An 18,926-nucleotide genomic window follows, 5' to 3' on the forward strand; every position below is an offset into this window, starting at 1 on the left:
TAGCTTCACTAATTTTGCGAGGGCTTTATGGCTCGTACTACTCCGATTAGCCGCTACCGTAACATCGGTATCGTCGCTCACGTGGATGCTGGTAAAACCACCACCACCGAGCGCGTTCTGTTTTACACCGGCAAAAGTCACAAAATGGGCGAGGTGCATGACGGCGCCGCGACCACAGACTGGATGGTTCAGGAGCAGGAGCGTGGTATTACCATTACTTCTGCTGCTATTACCGCCTTCTGGAAAGGTTCCGAGAAGCAGTACCCGCACGAGCATCGCTTCAACGTAATCGATACCCCGGGCCACGTAGACTTCACTATTGAAGTAGAGCGTTCCCTGCGCGTACTCGACGGCGCTGTCGTTGTGTTCTGCGGTACTTCGGGTGTTGAGCCTCAGTCGGAAACCGTATGGCGTCAAGCCAACAAGTACGGCGTTCCACGTCTTGTTTACGTAAACAAGATGGACCGTGCTGGCGCTAACTTCCTGCGCGTGATCGGTCAGATCAAGCAGCGTCTGGGTCACACTCCGGTGCCAATCCAGTTGGCAATCGGCTCCGAAGACAACTTCCAGGGTCAGATCGATCTGATCAACATGCAAGCTGTCTACTGGAATGACTCCGACAAGGGTATGGTCCCTGTTCGCAAGGACATTCCTGCCGAGCTGCAAGAGCTGGCTGAAGAGTGGCGCAACAACATGGTTGAAGCTGCTGCCGAAGCCAACGAAGAGCTGATGAACAAGTACCTGGAAGGCGAAGAGCTGTCGATCGAAGAGATCAAAGCTGCTTTGCGTCAGCGTACTATCGCCGGCGAAATCGTTCTGGCTGTTTGCGGTTCTTCGTTCAAGAACAAGGGCGTTCCCCTGGTTCTCGACGCCGTTATCGACTTCCTGCCTGCTCCTACCGATATTCCTGCTATCAAGGGTTCCAACCCTGATAACGAGGAAGAGGAAATGGAGCGTCACGCAAGTGATGACGAGCCGTTTGCTGCTCTGGCGTTCAAAATCGCTACCGACCCATTCGTGGGTACCTTGACCTTCGTCCGTGTTTACTCGGGCGTGTTGAACTCCGGCGACGGCGTGATCAACTCGGTTAAAGGCAAGAAAGAGCGCGTGGGTCGTATGGTGCAAATGCACGCAAACGCCCGTGAAGAGATCAAGGAAGTACGCGCTGGCGACATCGCGGCCCTGATCGGCATGAAGGACGTCACCACTGGTGAAACCCTCTGCAACGCTGACAAGCCAATCATCCTGGTTCGCATGGACTTCCCGGAGCCGGTTATTTCGGTTGCCGTAGAGCCTAAGACCAAGGATGACCAGGAAAAAATGGGTATCGCTCTGGGCAAACTTGCTCAGGAAGACCCGTCTTTCCGCGTTAAGACTGATGAAGAGACTGGTCAAACGATCATCTCCGGCATGGGCGAGCTGCACCTGGACATCCTGGTTGACCGGATGCGCCGTGAGTTCAACGTCGAAGCCAACATCGGCAAGCCTCAGGTTTCGTATCGTGAGCGCATCACGAAGAACTGTGAAATCGAAGGCAAGTTCGTTCGTCAATCCGGTGGTCGTGGTCAGTTCGGTCACTGCTGGATCCGTTTTGCTCCTGCTGACGAAGGTCAGGAAGGTCTGCAATTCGTGAACGAAGTAGTAGGTGGTGTGGTTCCTAAGGAATACATCCCGGCTATCCAGAAGGGTATCGAAGAGCAGATGAAGAACGGCGTTGTTGCCGGCTATCCGCTGATCGGCCTGAAGGCTACCGTGTTCGATGGTTCTTACCACGACGTCGACTCCAACGAGATGGCGTTTAAGGTGGCTGCTTCCATGGCGACCAAGCAACTGGCCCAGAAGGGCGGTGGTGAGTTGCTTGAGCCGATCATGGCGGTAGAGGTTGTTACGCCTGAAGACTATATGGGTGATGTGATGGGCGACCTTAACCGTCGTCGCGGCATGATCCAGGGTATGGAAGACACAGTGTCCGGCAAGGTTATCCGTGCCGAGGTTCCGCTGGGTGAGATGTTCGGTTATGCGACCGACGTTCGTTCCATGTCTCAGGGTCGCGCAAGCTACTCTATGGAATTCAAAAAATACGATACGGCTCCGTCGCACATCGTCGAATCCGTAACCAAAAAACAAGGCTGATTCAGCCCCTTTAGGCTAGGAGTTAATTGTCGTGGCTAAAGAAAAATTTGATCGTTCCCTACCGCACGTCAACGTTGGCACCATCGGTCACGTTGACCACGGTAAAACCACTCTGACCGCTGCTCTGACTCGCGTCTGCTCCGAAGTTTTCGGTTCGGCCGTAGTTGAATTCGACAAGATCGACAGCGCTCCAGAAGAAAAAGCTCGCGGTATCACCATCAACACCGCGCACGTTGAGTACAACTCGCTGATCCGTCACTACGCTCACGTTGACTGCCCAGGTCACGCTGACTATGTGAAGAACATGATCACCGGTGCTGCTCAAATGGACGGCGCTATCCTGGTTTGCTCGGCCGCTGATGGTCCGATGCCACAAACCCGTGAGCACATCCTGCTGTCCCGTCAGGTAGGCGTTCCGTACATCGTGGTTTTCCTGAACAAGGCTGACCTGGTAGACGACGCTGAGCTGCTGGAACTGGTTGAGATGGAAGTTCGCGACCTGCTGTCCACCTACGACTTCCCGGGCGATGACACTCCAATCATCATCGGTTCGGCTCGTATGGCGCTGGAAGGCAAAGACGACAACGAGATGGGCACCACTGCCGTCAAGAAGCTGGTTGAAACTCTGGACAGCTACATCCCAGAACCAGTTCGTATGATCGACAAGCCATTCCTGATGCCAATCGAAGACGTATTCTCGATCTCGGGTCGCGGTACTGTTGTGACTGGTCGTATCGAGCGCGGTATCGTTCGCGTTCAAGATGCACTGGAAATCGTTGGTCTGCGTGACACCACCACCACCACCTGCACCGGTGTTGAGATGTTCCGCAAGCTGCTCGACGAAGGTCGTGCTGGCGAGAACTGCGGCGTTCTGCTGCGTGGTACCAAGCGTGACGACGTTGAGCGTGGTCAGGTTCTGGTTAAGCCAGGTTCGGTTAAGCCGCACACCAAGTTCACCGCAGAAGTTTACGTTCTGAGCAAGGAAGAAGGCGGTCGTCACACTCCGTTCTTCAAAGGCTACCGTCCACAGTTCTACTTCCGTACTACTGACGTGACTGGTAACTGCGAGCTGCCAGAAGGCGTTGAAATGGTAATGCCAGGTGACAACATTCAGATGACTGTTACCCTGATCAAAACCATCGCGATGGAAGACGGTCTGCGTTTCGCTATCCGTGAAGGCGGTCGTACCGTCGGCGCTGGCGTCGTAGCCAAAATCATCGAGTAATCTCTTTTATAGAGTCTGCTTGATGGATTGAAAAAGCCCCCGCTCAGCGGGGGCTTTTTTATTGGGTTGACACCTATCTGGGGCGTCTATAGAATTGCGCCTCCTTTTAACGGGCGTATTGCGCCCGGTGGGAATAGCAGCCGGAGTCTGAAATCCAATGCAAAATCAGCAAATCCGTATCAGGTTGAAGGCTTTCGACCATCGCCTGATCGACCAATCAACCCAGGAAATCGTGGAAACCGCGAAACGTACTGGTGCTCAAGTGCGTGGTCCAATTCCACTGCCTACCCGTAAAGAGCGGTTCACCGTTCTGGTTTCCCCGCACGTCAACAAAGACGCGCGTGACCAGTACGAAATCCGCACTCATAAGCGCGTTCTGGACATCGTCCAGCCAACGGATAAAACCGTTGATGCTCTTATGAAGCTTGATCTTGCGGCCGGTGTGGAAGTGCAGATCAGCCTCGGCTAAGACTCGGTCTTAGTCGTGTAACGCTCTGAAATGGGCGGCCATAGCGGGTGAAAGCCCCGTACACTCATGAGGTTTACAACATGACTATTGGTGTAGTCGGTCGTAAATGCGGTATGACCCGTATTTTCACCGAAGAAGGTGTCTCCATTCCGGTCACGGTCATTGAGATCGAGCCGAATCGCGTCACCCAGTTCAAAACTGAAGAGACCGATGGCTATCGTGCAGTGCAAGTCACTGTCGGCGAGCGTCGCGCTTCGCGTGTAACAGCAGCTCAGGCTGGCCACTTCGCTAAGGCGAACGTTGCCGCTGGTCGCACCACCATGGAATTCCGTCTTGAAGAAGGCGAGTACCAGGCTGGCGATCTGATCAACGCTGAAATCTTCGCCGCTGGTCAACTGGTTGATGTAACCGGTCAGTCCAAGGGTAAAGGCTTCCAGGGTACGATCAAGCGTTGGAATTTCCGCGGGCAAGATAACACCCACGGTAACTCCGTATCCCACCGCGTCCCAGGCTCTATCGGCCAGTGCCAGACTCCTGGTCGTGTATTCAAGGGCAAAAAAATGTCCGGTCATATGGGCGCTGAGCGCGTGACCGTGCAGTCCCTGGAAGTAGTGCGCGTGGACGCTGAACGCAATCTGTTGTTGGTCAAGGGCGCTGTTCCTGGCGCTACTGGCGGCAACCTGGTTGTACGTCCAGCAGCCAAGGCTCGCGGTTAAGGGGAAGCTGACATGCAATTAAATGTAAATGACGCTCAAGCGATCGAAGTTTCCGAACTGACATTTGGCGGCGAATTCAACGAGACGCTGGTTCACCAAGCAGTCGTGGCCTACATGGCCGGCGGCCGTCAAGGTAGCAAGCAGCAGAAGACCCGTTCCGACGTTCGTGGTGGCGGCAAGCGCCCATGGCGTCAGAAAGGTACTGGCCGTGCTCGTGCCGGTACTATCCGTAGCCCAATCTGGCGTGGCGGCGGTACCACTTTCGCAGCTCGTCCTCAGGATCACTCCCAGAAGCTGAACAAGAAGATGTATCGCGCAGCAATGCGTTCCATCCTTGCTGAGCTGGTGCGTACTGATCGTCTGGTCGTGGTTCAGGATTTCGCTGTTGAAACTCCGAAAACCAAAGATCTGCTGGGCAAGCTGAACAACATGAGCCTGACCGATGTTCTCATCGTGTCGGACGCTGTTGATCAGAACCTGTACCTGGCTGCTCGTAACCTGCCGCACGTAGATGTACGTGACGTTCAAGGTTCCGATCCAGTTAGTCTGATCGCATACGACAAGGTGTTGATCACCGTGTCGGCCGTGAAGAAATTCGAGGAGCTGCTGGGATGAACCAGGAACGCGTATTTAAAGTTCTGCTTGGCCCGCACGTTTCCGAGAAGGCTACGGTTCTGGCAGACAAGAAAGGCCAGTTCGTTTTCAAGGTTGCTACTGACGCAACCAAGCTGGAAATCAAGAAGGCCGTCGAAAGCCTGTTCAGCGTGAAAGTAGAGCGCGTCACTACCCTGAATGTTCTGGGTAAGAGCAAGCGCACTGCTCGCGGTCTGGGCAAGCGTAATGACTGGAAGAAGGCAGTTATCTCCCTTCAGCCAGGCCAAGATCTCGATTTCAGCAGCAGTGCTGAGTAAGGAAGGGGTGCATCATGGCAATCGTTAAATGCAAACCGACTTCCCCTGGCCGCCGTTTTGTGGTCAAGGTGGTCAACCAGGAGCTGCATAAAGGCGCTCCTCACGCACCGCTGCTCGAGAAAAAATCGAAGACTGGTGGTCGTAACAACAATGGCCGTATTACCACTCGTCACATCGGTGGTGGTCATAAGCAGCATTATCGTATGGTCGATTTCCGTCGCAACGACAAAGATGGCATCGTCGCCACTGTCGAGCGTATCGAATACGATCCAAACCGTACTGCTCACATCGCACTGCTCTGCTACGCAGACGGCGAGCGCCGCTACATCATCGCCCCTAAAGGCGTGAGTGCTGGCGACCAGCTGATCGCGGGCGCTCTGGCTCCAATCAAGCCAGGCAACGCTCTGCAACTGCGCAACATTCCAGTCGGTTCTACCGTACACGGCATCGAACTGAAGCCAGGTAAAGGTGCACAGATCGCTCGTTCCGCTGGTGCTTCGGCTCAGCTGATCGCTCGTGAAGGTGTCTACGTGACCCTGCGTCTGCGTTCCGGTGAAATGCGTAAAGTCCTGGCTGAATGCCGTGCGACCCTGGGCGAAGTCTCGAACTCCGAGCACAGCCTGCGTTCGCTGGGTAAAGCTGGTGCCAAACGCTGGCGTGGCGTTCGCCCAACCGTTCGTGGTGTTGCCATGAACCCGGTTGACCACCCACATGGTGGTGGTGAAGGTCGTACCTCTGGTGGTCGTCATCCGGTATCGCCATGGGGCTTCCCGACTAAGGGCGCGAAGACTCGTGGTAATAAGCGTACCGACAAAATGATCGTCCGTCGTCGCAAGTAAATAGAGGGATACGACAGTGCCACGTTCTCTGAAAAAAGGTCCTTTTATTGATCTTCACCTACTGAAGAAGATCGAAGTGGCGGCGGAAAAGAACGATCGCAAACCAATTAAAACCTGGTCGCGTCGTTCGATGATCCTGCCACAAATGGTCGGTCTGACCATCGCAGTACACAACGGTCGTCAGCACGTCCCAGTTCTCGTTAACGAAGACATGGTCGGCCACAAACTGGGCGAGTTCGCCGGTACCCGCAACTATCGCGGGCACGTGGCTGACAAGAAAGCCAAGCGTTAAGGGGTAAGGAAATGGAAGTAGCCGCTAAGTTGTCGGGCGCTCGAATCTCCGCCCAGAAAGCCCGCTTGGTCGCCGACCAGATCCGCGGGAAGAAGGTGGGCGAAGCGCTCAACCTGTTGGCTTTCAGCAGTAAGAAAGCCGCCGAGATCATGAAGAAAGTGCTGGAGTCGGCCGTAGCCAACGCCGAGCATAACGAAGGCGCAGACGTTGATGACCTGAAGGTCAGCACCGTTTTCGTCAACGAAGGGCGTTCGCTGAAGCGCATCATGCCACGTGCCAAAGGCCGTGCTGATCGCATCGTCAAGCGGTCTTGCCATATCACTGTCAAGGTTGCTGACAAGTAACGGAGTCGAAGAGATGGGTCAGAAAGTACATCCCATTGGCATTCGCCTGGGAATCGTCAAGGAGCACACCTCCGTCTGGTACGCAGACGGTCGGACTTATGCGGACTACTTGTTCGCAGATCTGAAAGTGCGTGAGTATCTCCAAGACAAACTAAAAAGCGCGTCCGTAAGCCGTATCGATATCCATCGTCCGGCTCAAACTGCACGCATCACCATCCACACCGCTCGTCCAGGTATCGTTATCGGGAAGAAAGGTGAAGATGTTGAGAAACTGCGTCAGGACCTGACCAAGCAAATGGGTGTGCCTGTGCACATCAATATCGAAGAGATCCGCAAGCCGGAGCTCGACGGTATGCTGGTTGCGCAGAGCGTAGCTCAGCAGCTGGAGCGTCGCGTAATGTTCCGTCGCGCTATGAAGCGCGCAGTACAGAACGCCATGCGCATTGGTGCCAAAGGCATCAAAATCCAAGTGAGCGGTCGTCTCGGCGGTGCTGAAATCGCACGTACTGAATGGTATCGCGAAGGTCGTGTGCCATTGCACACCCTGCGTGCCGACATCGACTATGCCAACTACGAAGCTCACACCACTTACGGTGTGATCGGTGTAAAGGTTTGGATCTTCAAAGGCGAAGTTATTGGTGGTCGCCAAGAAGAACTGAAACCACAAGCACCAGCGCCTCGTAAAAAAGCTGCTAAGTAAGGGGTACGCCAAATGTTGCAACCAAAGCGTACGAAGTTCCGCAAGCAGATGACCGGCCACAACCGTGGTCTGGCACTGCGCGGTAGCAAAGTCAGCTTCGGCGAGTTCGCGCTGAAGTCTGTTGCTCGTGGTCGTCTCACCGCTCGTCAGATCGAGTCAGCGCGTCGTGCTCTGACCCGTCACGTTAAACGTGGCGGCAAGATCTGGATCCGTGTATTCCCGGACAAGCCGATCTCCAAAAAACCTCTCGAGGTTCGTATGGGTAAAGGTAAGGGTAACGTGGAGTACTGGGTTGCCCAGATTCAGCCAGGCAAAGTCCTGTATGAAATCGAGGGTGTTTCTGAAGAGCTGGCGCGTGAGGCTTTCGCCCTGGCTGCTGCAAAGCTGCCGCTCGCCACCTCCTTTGTTAAACGGACGGTGATGTGATGAAAGCGAATGAACTTCGTGAAAAATCCGCACAGCAGCTGAACGAGCAACTGCTCGGCTTGCTGCGCGACCAGTTCAATCTGCGCATGCAGAAAGCAACTGGCCAGTTGGGGCAGTCTCATCTGCTCTCGCAAGTTAAGCGTGACATCGCTCGCGTGAAGACTGTGCTCAACCAGCAGGCAGGTAAGTGATCATGGCTGAAGCCGAAAAAACTGTCCGTACGCTGACTGGCCGTGTTGTCAGCGACAAGATGGACAAAACCATCACCGTTCTGATCGAGCGTCGCGTTAAGCACCCGATCTACGGTAAATACGTTAAGCGTTCGACTAAGCTGCACGCGCACGACGAAACCAATCAGTGCCACATCGGCGACAAAGTCACTATTCGTGAAACTCGTCCGATGGCCAAGACCAAGTCTTGGGCGCTGGTTGATGTTCTCGAACGCGCTGTGGAAGTCTAAGGGCTAGGGGTCGGAGAAATTATATGATTCAGACTCAATCCATGCTCGATGTGGCCGATAACAGCGGCGCTCGCCGTGTTATGTGCATCAAGGTGCTGGGTGGCTCCCATCGTCGTTACGCTGGTATCGGTGACATCATCAAAGTTACCGTGAAGGAAGCAATTCCTCGCGGTAAAGTGAAAAAAGGCCAAGTGATGACTGCTGTTGTAGTCCGCACTCGTCACGGCGTACGTCGTGCTGATGGCTCCATTATCCGCTTTGATGGCAACGCTGCTGTTCTTCTGAACAACAAGCAAGAGCCGATCGGCACCCGTATCTTTGGGCCAGTGACCCGTGAACTTCGTACTGAGAAGTTCATGAAGATCGTCTCGCTCGCCCCAGAAGTGCTGTAAGGAGATCCGACATGCAAAAGATTCGTCGTGACGACGAGATCATCGTGATCGCCGGCAAAGACAAAGGTAAGCGCGGTAAGGTGCTGAAGGTTCTTGCTGACAACCGTCTGGTTGTTGGCGGTCTGAACCTGGTCAAGCGTCATACCAAGCCTAACCCGATGTCGGGCGTACAGGGCGGTATCGTCGAGAAAGAAGCGCCACTGCACGCTTCCAACGTCGCCATCTTCAACGGCGAAACCAACAAGGCTGACCGCGTTGGTTTCAAAGTAGAAGACGGTAAGAAAATTCGTGTCTTCAAGTCGACCCAAAAAGCGGTTGATGCTTGAACACTGCTAGGTAGAAGACCATGGCACGACTAAAAGAGATTTACCGGAAGGAAATCGCTCCGAAACTTAAGGAAGAACTTAAGCTTTCGAACGTGATGGAAGTTCCGCGCGTTACCAAAATCACCCTGAACATGGGTCTGGGCGAAGCGATCGGCGACAAAAAAGTCATCGAGCACGCTGTTGCTGACCTGGAAAAGATCACCGGCCAGAAAGTCGTTGTGACCTACGCTCGTAAATCCATCGCTGGCTTTAAAGTCCGCGAAGGATGGCCGATCGGTGTCAAAGTGACCCTGCGCCGTGAGCGTATGTACGAGTTCCTGGATCGTCTGCTGTCGATCTCCCTGCCTCGGGTTCGCGACTTCCGCGGCCTGAATGCCAAGTCCTTCGATGGTCGTGGTAACTACAGCATGGGCGTGAAAGAGCAGATCATTTTCCCGGAAATCGACTACGACAAGATCGATGCTCTCCGCGGTCTGGACATTACCCTGACCACCACTGCCAAGAACGATGATGAAGGCCGCGCTCTGCTGCGTGCTTTCAAATTCCCGTTCCGCAACTGATTGGAGTAGGAAAATGGCCAAGAAGAGCATGAAAAACCGTGAGCTGAAGCGTCAGCTCACCGTTGCCAAGTACGCCACCAAGCGTGCAGCGCTGAAAGCTATCATCGTCGATCTGAACGCAAGTCCAGAAGCGCGTTGGGAAGCTACCGTAGCTCTGCAGAAGCAACCACGTGACGCAAGCGCTTCGCGCATGCGTAACCGTTGCCGCCTGACTGGTCGTCCGCACGGCGTTTACCGCAAGTTCGGCCTTGGCCGTAACAAGCTGCGTGAAGCTGCAATGCGTGGTGACGTTCCAGGTCTGGTTAAAGCCAGCTGGTAATCGTTGTCAAAGCCTTGATGGTCGGGTTTGCAAGAACCTGACCATCGGTGGCCTTGAATCTGAATCAAGCCCCTTTTGGGGCTTGATTCATTTCTGGGGTGTGTCTAGAATGACCGGCTCGCCTGAGCCCGTGTTTTTCATGCCCGGAAGTTCTCGGCGACAAGTAGTAGCCGCAAGGCTAATTTTTCTGTATTAGGAGCGTCTAGCCCATGAGTATGCAGGACCCGTTAGCGGACATGCTAACTCGAATCCGTAATGCCCAGATGGCTGAAAAGTCTGTCGTAAGCATGCCGTCTTCCACGCTGAAGGTGGCTGTAGCAAAAGTCCTGAAGGACGAAGGTTACATCGCGGATTTTCAGATCACCACCGACGCTAAGCCGTCGTTGTCCATCGAGCTGAAGTACTTCGAAGGCCGTCCGGTTATCGAAGAAGTGAAGCGCGTTAGTCGTCCAGGCCTGCGTCAGTACAAGTCCGTTGAAGATCTGCCGAAAGTTCGTGGCGGTCTTGGCGTGTCTATCGTCTCCACCAACAAAGGTGTGATGACGGATCGTGCTGCGCGCGCTGCCGGTGTCGGCGGCGAAGTTCTTTGCACTGTGTTCTAAGGGGGGATAAGCATGTCTCGCGTCGCTAAGAACCCCGTTAAGCTGCCAGCCGGTGTCGAAGTAAAATTCGCAGGCCAACAGCTTTCGGTGAAGGGTGCCAAGGGTACTCTTGAACTGAACATCCATTCGTCCGTTGAGATCGTTGAAGAAGCTGGTGAGCTGCGTTTCGCTGCTCGCAATGGCGATCAACAAACTCGCGCAATGGCCGGTACCACGCGTGCGTTGGTAAACAACATGGTCCAAGGCGTAAGCCAAGGCTTCGAGCGCAAGCTCCAGCTGGTCGGTGTTGGTTACAAGGCGCAAGCAAAAGGCACGGTTCTGAACCTGGCCCTTGGCTTCTCGCACCCAGTGGATTACGAACTGCCGGAAGGCATCACCGCTGAGACTCCTAGCCAGACCGATATCCTGATCAAGGGCATCGACAAGCAGCTGGTAGGTCAAGTGGCCGCTGAGATCCGCGACTTCCGTCCACCAGAGCCGTACAAAGGCAAAGGTGTGCGCTACGCGGACGAAGTCGTCCGTCGTAAAGAAGCCAAGAAGAAGTAGGGCATAGCAAATGACCGACAAAAAAGTTACTCGACTGCGTCGCGCTCGCAAAGCACGCCTGAAAATGCACGAACTCGAAGTCGTGCGTCTCTGCGTGTTCCGCTCGTCGCAGCACATCTACGCCCAGGTCATCTCGGCCGACGGCAACAAAGTCCTGGCAAGCGCCTCGACTTTGGATAAAGAACTGCGTGATGGCGCCACTGGCAACATCGACGCGGCCACAAAGGTTGGCCAGCTGGTCGCTACGCGTGCTAAGGCCGCTGGCGTCTCGCAAGTGGCTTTCGACCGCTCTGGCTTCAAGTACCACGGCCGCGTTAAAGCGCTGGCTGATGCTGCTCGTGAAGCTGGGCTGGAGTTCTAAGTTATGTCAAATAACGACCAAAAGCGCGACGAAGGCTACATTGAGAAGCTGGTTCAAGTTAACCGCGTAGCCAAAACCGTTAAAGGCGGCCGTATCTTCACTTTCACCGCGTTGACCGTGGTAGGTGATGGTAAAGGGCGTGTTGGCTTCGGCCGTGGCAAGTCGCGTGAAGTGCCTGCTGCGATCCAGAAGGCAATGGAAGCTGCTCGCCGCAACATGATCCAAGTTGATCTGAACGGCACCACTCTGCAGTACGCAATGAAGTCCGCTCACGGCGCTTCGAAGGTGTACATGCAGCCTGCTTCTGAAGGTACCGGTATCATCGCTGGCGGCGCTATGCGTGCTGTCCTCGAAGTTGCTGGCGTTCAGAACGTTCTGGCCAAGTGCTACGGCTCGACTAACCCGGTAAACGTGGTTCACGCCACTTTCAAAGGTTTGAAAGCTATGCAGTCTCCTGAATCCATTGCCGCCAAGCGTGGCAAAAGCGTCAAGGAGATCTTCTGATCATGGCTACCGTTAAAGTAACGCTGATCAAAAGCATGACCGGCCGCATCCCTAACCACAAACTGTGCGTTAAGGGTCTGGGTCTGCGTCGCATCGGTCACACTGTAGAAGTCCAGGATACTCCCGAGAATCGCGGGATGATCAACAAGGCTTACTACATGCTGCGTGTCGAGGGTTAATCGATGAAACTCAATGATCTGAGTCCAGCGCCGGGTTCCCGTCGCGAAAAGCATCGTCCGGGCCGTGGTATCGGTAGCGGTTTGGGTAAGACTGGTGGCCGTGGTCACAAAGGTCAGACCTCCCGCTCCGGTGGCACCATTGCTCCAGGCTTTGAAGGCGGTCAACAGCCGCTGCATCGTCGCCTGCCGAAGTTCGGTTTCGTTTCCCTGAAAGCCATGGACCGCGCAGAAGTGCGTCTGTCCGAGCTGGCTAAAGTGGAAGGCGACATCGTCACCGTGCAGTCCCTGAAAGATGCCAACGTGATCAACGTCAACGTACAGCGTGTGAAAATCATGCTGTCCGGTGAAGTGACTCGCGCTGTCACTATCGGCAAGGGAATCGGCGCCACCAAAGGTGCGCGTGCGGCTATCGAAGCAGCTGGCGGCAAGTTCGAGGAATAAATGGCTAAGCAAGGTGCTCTCTCTGCGCTCGGCAAAGGCGGTATGTCTGAACTCTGGGCTCGTCTGCGTTTTCTGTTCCTGGCGATTATCGTCTACCGAATAGGCGCACACATCCCGGTTCCAGGTATCAACCCGGACCGACTCGCAGACCTGTTTCGACAGAATGAGGGGACCATTCTTAGCTTGTTCAACATGTTCTCCGGCGGCGCGCTGGAACGGATGAGCATCTTTGCACTGGGGATCATGCCGTACATTTCGGCATCGATCATCATGCAACTGATGACAGCCGTCAGCCCGCAGCTGGAGCAGTTGAAGAAGGAAGGTGAAGCTGGCCGTCGCAAGATCAGCCAGTACACCCGCTACGGCACCGTCGTCCTTGCTCTGGTTCAGGCTATTGGCATGTCCATTGGTCTGGCCGGGCAGGGCGTTGCGTTCACTGGTGACTTTGGCTTCCATTTCGTCGCGGTATCCACGTTTGTGGCTGGTGCGATGTTCATGATGTGGCTGGGTGAGCAGATTACTGAGCGTGGTGTAGGTAACGGTATCTCGATGTTGATTTTTTCGGGTATCGTCGCCGGTCTTCCGAGAGCAATCGGGCAGTCTTTCGAGTCTGCACGTCAGGGTGATATCAATATCTTCGCCTTGGTTGCCATCGGTTTGCTGGCAGTAGCGATTATCGGTTTCGTGGTGTTCATTGAGCGTGGTCAGCGTCGTATTGCTGTTCACTACGCCAAGCGTCAGCAGGGCCGTAAGGTTTTTGCTGCGCAGACTAGCCACTTGCCGCTGAAAGTGAACATGGCCGGTGTTATTCCGGCTATTTTCGCGAGCAGCATTTTGCTGTTTCCGGCTTCGTTGGGTGCCTGGTTCGGTCAGTCTGAAGGTATGGGCTGGTTGCAGGACATCTCGCAGTCGATCGCTCCTGGTCAGCCGTTGAATATTCTGCTGTTTAGTGCAGGGATTATTTTCTTCTGCTTCTTCTATACGGCGTTGATGTTCAATCCGAAAGACGTAGCGGAAAACCTGAAGAAGTCCGGTGCCTTTATTCCGGGCATCCGTCCAGGTGAGCAGTCTGCGCGCTACATTGATGGCGTTCTGACTCGCTTGACCATGTTCGGTGCTCTATACATGACGGCCGTGTGCCTGTTGCCCCAGTTCCTGGTGGTTGCAGCAAACGTTCCGTTCTACCTTGGCGGGACCTCGTTGCTGATCGTGGTCGTGGTTGTGATGGACTTCATGTCCCAAGTACAATCGCACCTCGTTTCGCACCAGTACGAATCCCTGATGAAGAAAGCCAACCTGAAGGGTTACGGCAGCGGCATGTTGCGCTGAGTACCCATAAGGTTCGAGGAGTTGGTGATGAAAGTTCGTGCATCGGTGAAAAAGCTGTGCCGTAACTGCAAGATTATTCGCCGCGAAGGTGTTGTTCGAGTAATTTGCAGCGCGGAACCGCGTCACAAACAGCGCCAAGGCTGAGTGTGATTGTGCTTCAAGCCCGGTAGCTAGTGCGCTACCGGGTTGATTATTTGTTATTACAGCGATATTATCTCGCGCCCTATTTCTTGGCTTCCGGGGCGTAGGTAGCTGTCAATTGGAGTCCCACTGAATGGCCCGTATTGCAGGCGTTAACATTCCAGATAACAAGCATACTGTTATCTCGCTGACCTACATCTATGGTGTTGGTCGCACTACTGCGCAGAAGATCTGTGCAGTGACTGGGGTAAACCCAGCAGCAAAGATCAAAGATCTGAGCGACGAGCAAATTGAACAGCTGCGTGGCGAAGTGGCGAAGTTCACCACTGAAGGTGACCTGCGTCGCGAAATCAACATGAAAATCAAGCGCTTGATGGACCTCGGTTGCTATCGCGGTCTGCGTCATCGTCGTGGTCTTCCAGTACGCGGTCAGCGTACCAAGACCAACGCGCGTACCCGTAAAGGTCCGCGTAAGCCGATCCGCAAGTAATCGCCCCAGCGAATCGACAGGAATTTAATCATGGCAAAACCTGCTGCTCGTCCTCGTAAAAAAGTTAAAAAGACAGTGGTTGATGGCATCGCCCACATCCATGCATCTTTTAACAACACCATCGTGACCATTACCGACCGTCAAGGTAACGCTCTTTCCTGGGCTACCTCCGGTGGTTCGGGTTTCCGCGGTTCCCGCAAGTCCACCCCGTTCGCTGCTCAAGTAGCTGCTGAGCGTGCTGGTCAAGCTGCGCTGGAATATGGCCTGAAAAACCTCGACGTTAACGTCAAGGGTCCAGGTCCAGGTCGTGAATCCGCAGTCCGCGCTTTGAACGGCTGTGGCTACAAGATCGCCAGCATCACCGACGTGACGCCAATCCCGCACAACGGGTGCCGTCCGCCGAAGAAGCGCCGCGTGTAATCCAGGAGATTGTAAAGAATGGCTCGTTACATTGGTCCAAAATGCAAACTCGCTCGTCGCGAAGGCACCGATCTCTTCCTGAAGAGCGGCGTGCGCGCGATCGAATCGAAGTGCAACATTGAAGCAGCACCTGGTATCCACGGCCAACGCCGCGGTCGCCAGTCCGATTACGGCACCCAACTGCGTGAAAAGCAGAAGGTCCGTCGTATCTACGGCGTTCTCGAGCGTCAGTTCAGCGGCTACTACAAAGAAGCTGCTGGCAAGAAAGGTGCAACCGGTGAAAACCTGCTGCAACTGCTCGAATGCCGTCTGGACAACGTCGTATACCGTATGGGCTTTGGTTCGACTCGTGCCGAATCCCGCCAGCTGGTATCGCACAAGTCGATCAGCGTTAACGGTCAGACCGTAAACGTTCCGTCGTATCAGGTTCGTGCTGGTGACGTGGTTGCAGTTCGCGAGAAAGCAAAAAACCAACTTCGCATTGTCCAAGCTCTCGATCTGTGTGCCCAACGTGGCCGCGTAGAATGGGTAGAAGTAGACACTGAGAAGAAGTCGGGCGTTTTCAAGAACGTTCCTGCTCGCAGTGATCTGTCCGCCGACATCAACGAAAGCCTGATTGTCGAGCTCTACTCCAAGTAAGGGCTAGAAAATAGGTGCATCCATGCAGATTTCGGTAAATGAGTTCCTGACACCCCGCCACATTGATGTGCAGGTTGTCAGTCCAACCCGCGCCAAGATCACTCTCGAGCCTCTCGAGCGTGGTTTTGGCCACACCCTGGGCAACGCGCTGCGCCGCATCCTGTTGTCCTCAATGCCCGGCTGCGCAGTAGTCGAGGCCGAGATTGACGGTGTGCTCCACGAGTACAGCGCCATCGAAGGTGTACAGGAAGACGTAATTGAAATCCTGTTGAACCTTAAAGGTCTGGCCATCAAGCTGCACGGTCGTGACGAAGTTACGCTGACCTTGTCGAAGAAGGGTTCGGGGGTGGTTACCGCTGCCGATATTCAGCTGGATCATGATGTCGAGATCGTTAATCCCGATCACGTAATCGCTAACCTGGCGTCTAACGGCGCCCTGAACATGAAGCTCACCGTAGCTCGTGGTCGTGGTTATGAACCAGCCGACTCGCGTCAGAGCGATGAAGACGAAAGCCGCAGCATCGGTCGCTTGCAGCTCGACTCTTCGTTCAGCCCGGTTCGCCGTATCGCATACGTGGTGGAAAACGCCCGTGTCGAGCAGCGTACCAACCTGGACAAGCTGGTTATTGATCTGGAAACCAACGGTACTCTGGATCCTGAAGAGGCTATCCGCCGCGCTGCAACCATCCTGCAACAGCAGTTGGCTGCGTTCGTCGACCTCAAAGGTGACAGTGAGCCAGTGGTTGTCGAGCAGGAAGACGAGATCGATCCGATCCTGCTTCGCCCGGTTGACGATCTGGAACTGACTGTACGTTCGGCTAACTGCCTTAAGGCGGAAAACATCTACTACATCGGCGACCTGATTCAGCGTACCGAAGTAGAGCTGTTGAAGACTCCGAACCTGGGCAAGAAATCCTTGACTGAAATCAAGGACGTTCTGGCCTCCCGCGGTCTGTCCCTCGGCATGCGCCTCGACAACTGGCCGCCTGCAAGTCTTAAGAAGGACGACAAGGCGACTGCCTGATCGTCGTAATCACCGAACGTAGTGTTTGGTAAGGAATGAACCATGCGTCATCGTAAAAGTGGGCGTCACCTGAGCCGCACCAGCTCGCACCGCAAGGCCATGTTCCAAAACATGGCGGTGTCGCTGTTCGAGCACGAGCTGATCAAAACTACTCTGCCAAAAGCCAAAGAACTGCGCCGCGTTGCCGAGCCGCTGATCACTCTGGCCAAGACAGACAGCCTGGCTAACCGCCGTCTGGCTTTCGACCGTACTCGTTCGAAAGCTATCGTTGGTAAGCTCTTCAACGACCTGGGCAAGCGTTACGCTACCCGTGAGGGTGGCTACCTGCGCATCCTCAAGTGCGGTTTCCGCGCTGGCGACAACGCGCCTATGGCGTACGTCGAGTTGGTTGATCGTGCTACTGCTGGCGAAGCTGTATCCGCCGAGTAAGACGTCAGTCTGAAACGAAGAACCGGGCCTAGTGCCCGGTTTTTTGTGCCTGCAAGAAAATGAGCGGTTCGTACAAGCTTCCGACATTGTTCTGTTGTCACTATGTGCTGGGAAACATAATTAGTAATTATCTATTGATGCCTGCAAGTTAATGAATTTGTGGCTGTCACATGGATGATCAATACTTCCCGCCAAGCCGAGTAGCCGGCAGTTCCAAGACTGACAGAGGAAGAAGACCGTATGAGCCAGAACAAAACGCTTACGACCGCCAGTGGCGCACCTGTCGCTGATAACCAGAATTCTCGCTCCGCCGGCCCTAGAGGCCCGCTGCTGCTCGACGATTTTCATCTGATCGAGAAGCTTGCCCACTTCAACCGTGAAAACATTCCTGAGCGTCGGGTACACGCCAAAGGTTCGGGCGCTTACGGCACGTTCACCGTCACGCGTGACATCACCGAGTACACCAGCGCCAAGTTGTTTGAATCGGTAGGCAAACAAACCCCGACTTTCCTGCGATTCTCGACTGTCGGCGGCGAGCGCGGCTCGGCTGATACCGAGCGCGACCCTCGTGGCTTTGCGCTGAAGTTCTACACCGAAGAAGGCAACTGGGACATCGTCGGCAACAACACGCCGGTATTTTTCATCCGTGATCCGCTGAAATTTCCAGACTTTATCCACACCCAAAAACGTCTGCCGCAGAGCAACCTGAAAAGCGCGCAGATGATGTGGGATTTCTGGTCACATTCCCCGGAGGCGCTGCACCAGGTCACGATTCTGTTCTCTGACCGCGGCATTCCAGACGGTTATCGTCATATGCACGGCTTCGGCAGCCACACGTACAGCCTGATCAACGCTCAAGGCGAGCGTCACTGGGTGAAATGGCACTACAAAACCAAGCAAGGGATCAAGAACCTCGCCCCGGCAGACGCCGCACGCCTGGCCGGTACTGATCCGGACTACGCGCAGCGTGACCTGTTCGAAGCGATCGAACGCGGCGAGTTCCCGAAATGGCGCGTATGCATCCAGATCATGACCGAGGCGCAGGCTGCAGCGCACTACGAGAACCCGTTCGACGTGACCAAGACCTGGTCGCAGAAGGAGTTCCCGCTGATCGAAGTCGGTGAGCTGGAGTTGAACCGCAACCCGCTCAACTATTTTGCTGAAGTCGAGCAAGCTGCGTTTGGGCCGAGCAACATGGTGCCGGGTGTCGGTCTGTCGCCAGATCGCATGCTGCAAGGCCGTGTCTTCGCCTACGCCGATGCCCATCGCTACCGTGTTGGCACCAATCACCAGCAATTGCCGGTAAACGCGCCACGTAGCCCGGTCAACACTTACCAGCGTGATGGCTCAATGGCCTTTGGCAGCAATGGTGGTGCAGCGCCCAACTATGAGCCGAACAGCTACATCGAATCGCCAAAACAGGCACCACGCTATGCGGAGCCGGCATTGGCTTTGAGCGGTGCTGCCGATCGCTACGATCATCGCGAAGACACCGATTACTACAGCCACGCCGGTGCGTTGTTCCGACTGATGAGTGACGAGCAAAAGGCCTTGTTGGTCAGCAATATCGCCGGCGCTATGAGCGGTGTTACACCCGATGTGGTTGACCGCCAACTGCAGCATTTCTACAAAGCCGATCCAGCGTATGGAGAAGCAATCGCAAAGCTGCTGGATGTACAGCTTAACGAAGTCTAAACGAGAAGCAGAAC

The 18,926-nt window shown here is 54.8% G+C and carries 31 protein-coding genes; all 31 read left to right on the plus strand.

The features are described 5' to 3' along the window. Positions 1-27 precede the first annotated feature (27 nt). The 31 genes from fusA (at position 28) to K5Y35_RS10730 (ending at position 18,912) form a co-directional block, all read left to right on the plus strand. The gene (gene fusA, locus K5Y35_RS10580) at positions 28-2,133 is read left to right on the plus strand and encodes an elongation factor G (protein WP_064589462.1); all 2,106 of its coding nucleotides are present in this window, start codon (positions 28-30) and stop codon (positions 2,131-2,133) included. A gap of 31 nt (positions 2,134-2,164) precedes the next feature. Further along, entirely contained in the window at positions 2,165-3,358 is a 1,194-nt protein-coding gene (tuf, locus tag K5Y35_RS10585; RefSeq protein WP_024164425.1) for an elongation factor Tu, read from the plus strand. 157 nt (positions 3,359-3,515) lie between these two features. Next, the gene (gene rpsJ / locus K5Y35_RS10590) at positions 3,516-3,827 is read left to right on the plus strand and encodes a 30S ribosomal protein S10 (protein ID WP_003186070.1); all 312 of its coding nucleotides are present in this window, start codon (positions 3,516-3,518) and stop codon (positions 3,825-3,827) included. A gap of 80 nt (positions 3,828-3,907) precedes the next feature. After that, complete coding sequence (gene rplC / locus K5Y35_RS10595; RefSeq protein WP_003228738.1) at positions 3,908-4,543, plus strand: 50S ribosomal protein L3; 636 nt, start codon at positions 3,908-3,910, stop codon at positions 4,541-4,543. 12 nt (positions 4,544-4,555) lie between these two features. Beyond that, positions 4,556-5,158 (plus strand): 50S ribosomal protein L4, encoded by a 603-nt coding sequence (rplD, locus tag K5Y35_RS10600; protein WP_003228735.1) that lies wholly within the window; start codon positions 4,556-4,558, stop codon positions 5,156-5,158. Then, a complete protein-coding gene (gene rplW / locus K5Y35_RS10605) occupies positions 5,155-5,454 on the plus strand; it encodes a 50S ribosomal protein L23 (protein ID WP_002555488.1) in 300 nt (99 codons plus the stop codon). The genes rplD and rplW overlap by 4 nt, the downstream gene beginning before the upstream one ends. A gap of 14 nt (positions 5,455-5,468) precedes the next feature. After that, on the plus strand, positions 5,469-6,293 hold the full coding sequence (gene rplB, locus K5Y35_RS10610) for a 50S ribosomal protein L2 (protein ID WP_003228734.1): 825 nt from the start codon (positions 5,469-5,471) through the stop codon (positions 6,291-6,293). Positions 6,294-6,309: 16 nt separating this feature from the next. Further along, positions 6,310-6,585: a 30S ribosomal protein S19 gene (rpsS, locus tag K5Y35_RS10615; protein ID WP_011336172.1), complete on the plus strand. Its 276-nt coding sequence runs from the start codon at positions 6,310-6,312 to the stop codon at positions 6,583-6,585. A gap of 11 nt (positions 6,586-6,596) precedes the next feature. Next, on the plus strand, positions 6,597-6,929 hold the full coding sequence (gene rplV, locus K5Y35_RS10620) for a 50S ribosomal protein L22 (protein ID WP_003103908.1): 333 nt from the start codon (positions 6,597-6,599) through the stop codon (positions 6,927-6,929). A 13-nt stretch (positions 6,930-6,942) separates the two neighbouring features. Further along, complete coding sequence (gene rpsC, locus K5Y35_RS10625) at positions 6,943-7,629, plus strand: 30S ribosomal protein S3 (RefSeq protein ID WP_003176422.1); 687 nt, start codon at positions 6,943-6,945, stop codon at positions 7,627-7,629. Between the two features lie 12 nt (positions 7,630-7,641). Next, positions 7,642-8,055, plus strand: a complete 414-nt coding sequence (gene rplP, locus K5Y35_RS10630) for a 50S ribosomal protein L16 (RefSeq protein ID WP_003228729.1) — start codon at positions 7,642-7,644, stop codon at positions 8,053-8,055. Beyond that, positions 8,055-8,246 (plus strand): 50S ribosomal protein L29, encoded by a 192-nt coding sequence (gene rpmC, locus K5Y35_RS10635; RefSeq protein ID WP_002555481.1) that lies wholly within the window; start codon positions 8,055-8,057, stop codon positions 8,244-8,246. The genes rplP and rpmC overlap by 1 nt, the downstream gene beginning before the upstream one ends. Positions 8,247-8,248: 2 nt before the next feature. Further along, a complete protein-coding gene (gene rpsQ / locus K5Y35_RS10640) occupies positions 8,249-8,515 on the plus strand; it encodes a 30S ribosomal protein S17 (RefSeq protein ID WP_003194644.1) in 267 nt (88 codons plus the stop codon). 23 nt (positions 8,516-8,538) lie between these two features. Next, a complete protein-coding gene (rplN, locus tag K5Y35_RS10645; RefSeq protein ID WP_002555479.1) occupies positions 8,539-8,907 on the plus strand; it encodes a 50S ribosomal protein L14 in 369 nt (122 codons plus the stop codon). Positions 8,908-8,918: 11 nt separating this feature from the next. Further along, positions 8,919-9,233, plus strand: a complete 315-nt coding sequence (rplX, locus tag K5Y35_RS10650) for a 50S ribosomal protein L24 (RefSeq protein WP_003186046.1) — start codon at positions 8,919-8,921, stop codon at positions 9,231-9,233. A 20-nt stretch (positions 9,234-9,253) separates the two neighbouring features. Further along, the gene (rplE, locus tag K5Y35_RS10655; protein ID WP_003210069.1) at positions 9,254-9,793 is read left to right on the plus strand and encodes a 50S ribosomal protein L5; all 540 of its coding nucleotides are present in this window, start codon (positions 9,254-9,256) and stop codon (positions 9,791-9,793) included. 13 nt (positions 9,794-9,806) lie between these two features. After that, positions 9,807-10,112 (plus strand): 30S ribosomal protein S14, encoded by a 306-nt coding sequence (rpsN, locus tag K5Y35_RS10660; protein ID WP_003228726.1) that lies wholly within the window; start codon positions 9,807-9,809, stop codon positions 10,110-10,112. A gap of 209 nt (positions 10,113-10,321) precedes the next feature. Beyond that, the gene (rpsH, locus tag K5Y35_RS10665; RefSeq protein WP_007918458.1) at positions 10,322-10,714 is read left to right on the plus strand and encodes a 30S ribosomal protein S8; all 393 of its coding nucleotides are present in this window, start codon (positions 10,322-10,324) and stop codon (positions 10,712-10,714) included. A 12-nt stretch (positions 10,715-10,726) separates the two neighbouring features. Next, positions 10,727-11,260, plus strand: coding sequence for a 50S ribosomal protein L6 (gene rplF / locus K5Y35_RS10670; protein WP_003176412.1), 534 nt, complete (start codon positions 10,727-10,729; stop codon positions 11,258-11,260). A gap of 10 nt (positions 11,261-11,270) precedes the next feature. Continuing rightward, complete coding sequence (gene rplR / locus K5Y35_RS10675) at positions 11,271-11,621, plus strand: 50S ribosomal protein L18 (protein WP_003186037.1); 351 nt, start codon at positions 11,271-11,273, stop codon at positions 11,619-11,621. Between the two features lie 3 nt (positions 11,622-11,624). After that, complete coding sequence (rpsE, locus tag K5Y35_RS10680) at positions 11,625-12,125, plus strand: 30S ribosomal protein S5 (protein ID WP_003186035.1); 501 nt, start codon at positions 11,625-11,627, stop codon at positions 12,123-12,125. 2 nt (positions 12,126-12,127) lie between these two features. Then, the gene (gene rpmD / locus K5Y35_RS10685) at positions 12,128-12,304 is read left to right on the plus strand and encodes a 50S ribosomal protein L30 (protein WP_003176408.1); all 177 of its coding nucleotides are present in this window, start codon (positions 12,128-12,130) and stop codon (positions 12,302-12,304) included. Positions 12,305-12,307: 3 nt separating this feature from the next. Further along, on the plus strand, positions 12,308-12,745 hold the full coding sequence (gene rplO, locus K5Y35_RS10690; RefSeq protein WP_003228720.1) for a 50S ribosomal protein L15: 438 nt from the start codon (positions 12,308-12,310) through the stop codon (positions 12,743-12,745). Then, complete coding sequence (gene secY / locus K5Y35_RS10695) at positions 12,746-14,074, plus strand: preprotein translocase subunit SecY (protein WP_003228718.1); 1,329 nt, start codon at positions 12,746-12,748, stop codon at positions 14,072-14,074. A gap of 27 nt (positions 14,075-14,101) precedes the next feature. After that, positions 14,102-14,218, plus strand: coding sequence for a 50S ribosomal protein L36 (gene rpmJ, locus K5Y35_RS10700; RefSeq protein ID WP_002555468.1), 117 nt, complete (start codon positions 14,102-14,104; stop codon positions 14,216-14,218). Between the two features lie 130 nt (positions 14,219-14,348). Next, on the plus strand, positions 14,349-14,705 hold the full coding sequence (rpsM, locus tag K5Y35_RS10705; protein ID WP_003186020.1) for a 30S ribosomal protein S13: 357 nt from the start codon (positions 14,349-14,351) through the stop codon (positions 14,703-14,705). A 30-nt stretch (positions 14,706-14,735) separates the two neighbouring features. Further along, the gene (rpsK, locus tag K5Y35_RS10710) at positions 14,736-15,125 is read left to right on the plus strand and encodes a 30S ribosomal protein S11 (protein WP_002555466.1); all 390 of its coding nucleotides are present in this window, start codon (positions 14,736-14,738) and stop codon (positions 15,123-15,125) included. A gap of 18 nt (positions 15,126-15,143) precedes the next feature. Further along, positions 15,144-15,764 (plus strand): 30S ribosomal protein S4, encoded by a 621-nt coding sequence (rpsD, locus tag K5Y35_RS10715; protein ID WP_003176404.1) that lies wholly within the window; start codon positions 15,144-15,146, stop codon positions 15,762-15,764. A gap of 22 nt (positions 15,765-15,786) precedes the next feature. Then, positions 15,787-16,788, plus strand: a complete 1,002-nt coding sequence (locus K5Y35_RS10720; RefSeq protein ID WP_003186012.1) for a DNA-directed RNA polymerase subunit alpha — start codon at positions 15,787-15,789, stop codon at positions 16,786-16,788. A 42-nt stretch (positions 16,789-16,830) separates the two neighbouring features. After that, entirely contained in the window at positions 16,831-17,217 is a 387-nt protein-coding gene (gene rplQ, locus K5Y35_RS10725; protein WP_003176402.1) for a 50S ribosomal protein L17, read from the plus strand. A gap of 240 nt (positions 17,218-17,457) precedes the next feature. Further along, on the plus strand, positions 17,458-18,912 hold the full coding sequence (locus K5Y35_RS10730; RefSeq protein ID WP_123463695.1) for a catalase: 1,455 nt from the start codon (positions 17,458-17,460) through the stop codon (positions 18,910-18,912). Positions 18,913-18,926: the final 14 nt, after the last annotated feature.

The sequence above is a fragment of the Pseudomonas sp. SC3(2021) genome (genome assembly GCF_019856535.1).
GTDB classification, from domain to species: Bacteria; Pseudomonadota; Gammaproteobacteria; order Pseudomonadales; family Pseudomonadaceae; genus Aquipseudomonas; species Aquipseudomonas monsensis.

What these genes read in the sequence shown, in the direction of transcription:
- fusA (WP_064589462.1), top strand. Translation starts at nt 28, where the DNA reads ATGGCTCGTACTACTCCGATTAGCCGCTACCGTAACATCGGTATCGTC.
- rpsQ (WP_003194644.1), top strand. Translation starts at nt 8,249, where the DNA reads ATGGCTGAAGCCGAAAAAACTGTCCGTACGCTGACTGGCCGTGTTGTC.
- rplQ (WP_003176402.1), top strand. Translation starts at nt 16,831, where the DNA reads ATGCGTCATCGTAAAAGTGGGCGTCACCTGAGCCGCACCAGCTCGCAC.
- rplF (WP_003176412.1), top strand. Translation starts at nt 10,727, where the DNA reads ATGTCTCGCGTCGCTAAGAACCCCGTTAAGCTGCCAGCCGGTGTCGAA.
- rplB (WP_003228734.1), top strand. Translation starts at nt 5,469, where the DNA reads ATGGCAATCGTTAAATGCAAACCGACTTCCCCTGGCCGCCGTTTTGTG.
- rpsD (WP_003176404.1), top strand. Translation starts at nt 15,144, where the DNA reads ATGGCTCGTTACATTGGTCCAAAATGCAAACTCGCTCGTCGCGAAGGC.
- rpsE (WP_003186035.1), top strand. Translation starts at nt 11,625, where the DNA reads ATGTCAAATAACGACCAAAAGCGCGACGAAGGCTACATTGAGAAGCTG.
- K5Y35_RS10730 (WP_123463695.1), top strand. Translation starts at nt 17,458, where the DNA reads ATGAGCCAGAACAAAACGCTTACGACCGCCAGTGGCGCACCTGTCGCT.
- rplR (WP_003186037.1), top strand. Translation starts at nt 11,271, where the DNA reads ATGACCGACAAAAAAGTTACTCGACTGCGTCGCGCTCGCAAAGCACGC.
- rpsN (WP_003228726.1), top strand. Translation starts at nt 9,807, where the DNA reads ATGGCCAAGAAGAGCATGAAAAACCGTGAGCTGAAGCGTCAGCTCACC.
- rpsJ (WP_003186070.1), top strand. Translation starts at nt 3,516, where the DNA reads ATGCAAAATCAGCAAATCCGTATCAGGTTGAAGGCTTTCGACCATCGC.
- rpmC (WP_002555481.1), top strand. Translation starts at nt 8,055, where the DNA reads ATGAAAGCGAATGAACTTCGTGAAAAATCCGCACAGCAGCTGAACGAG.
- rpsM (WP_003186020.1), top strand. Translation starts at nt 14,349, where the DNA reads ATGGCCCGTATTGCAGGCGTTAACATTCCAGATAACAAGCATACTGTT.
- rplW (WP_002555488.1), top strand. Translation starts at nt 5,155, where the DNA reads ATGAACCAGGAACGCGTATTTAAAGTTCTGCTTGGCCCGCACGTTTCC.
- rpsK (WP_002555466.1), top strand. Translation starts at nt 14,736, where the DNA reads ATGGCAAAACCTGCTGCTCGTCCTCGTAAAAAAGTTAAAAAGACAGTG.
- rplO (WP_003228720.1), top strand. Translation starts at nt 12,308, where the DNA reads ATGAAACTCAATGATCTGAGTCCAGCGCCGGGTTCCCGTCGCGAAAAG.
- rpmJ (WP_002555468.1), top strand. Translation starts at nt 14,102, where the DNA reads ATGAAAGTTCGTGCATCGGTGAAAAAGCTGTGCCGTAACTGCAAGATT.
- rplP (WP_003228729.1), top strand. Translation starts at nt 7,642, where the DNA reads ATGTTGCAACCAAAGCGTACGAAGTTCCGCAAGCAGATGACCGGCCAC.
- K5Y35_RS10720 (WP_003186012.1), top strand. Translation starts at nt 15,787, where the DNA reads ATGCAGATTTCGGTAAATGAGTTCCTGACACCCCGCCACATTGATGTG.
- rplN (WP_002555479.1), top strand. Translation starts at nt 8,539, where the DNA reads ATGATTCAGACTCAATCCATGCTCGATGTGGCCGATAACAGCGGCGCT.
- rpsH (WP_007918458.1), top strand. Translation starts at nt 10,322, where the DNA reads ATGAGTATGCAGGACCCGTTAGCGGACATGCTAACTCGAATCCGTAAT.
- rplE (WP_003210069.1), top strand. Translation starts at nt 9,254, where the DNA reads ATGGCACGACTAAAAGAGATTTACCGGAAGGAAATCGCTCCGAAACTT.
- secY (WP_003228718.1), top strand. Translation starts at nt 12,746, where the DNA reads ATGGCTAAGCAAGGTGCTCTCTCTGCGCTCGGCAAAGGCGGTATGTCT.
- rpmD (WP_003176408.1), top strand. Translation starts at nt 12,128, where the DNA reads ATGGCTACCGTTAAAGTAACGCTGATCAAAAGCATGACCGGCCGCATC.
- rplX (WP_003186046.1), top strand. Translation starts at nt 8,919, where the DNA reads ATGCAAAAGATTCGTCGTGACGACGAGATCATCGTGATCGCCGGCAAA.
- rpsC (WP_003176422.1), top strand. Translation starts at nt 6,943, where the DNA reads ATGGGTCAGAAAGTACATCCCATTGGCATTCGCCTGGGAATCGTCAAG.
- rplD (WP_003228735.1), top strand. Translation starts at nt 4,556, where the DNA reads ATGCAATTAAATGTAAATGACGCTCAAGCGATCGAAGTTTCCGAACTG.
- rplV (WP_003103908.1), top strand. Translation starts at nt 6,597, where the DNA reads ATGGAAGTAGCCGCTAAGTTGTCGGGCGCTCGAATCTCCGCCCAGAAA.
- rplC (WP_003228738.1), top strand. Translation starts at nt 3,908, where the DNA reads ATGACTATTGGTGTAGTCGGTCGTAAATGCGGTATGACCCGTATTTTC.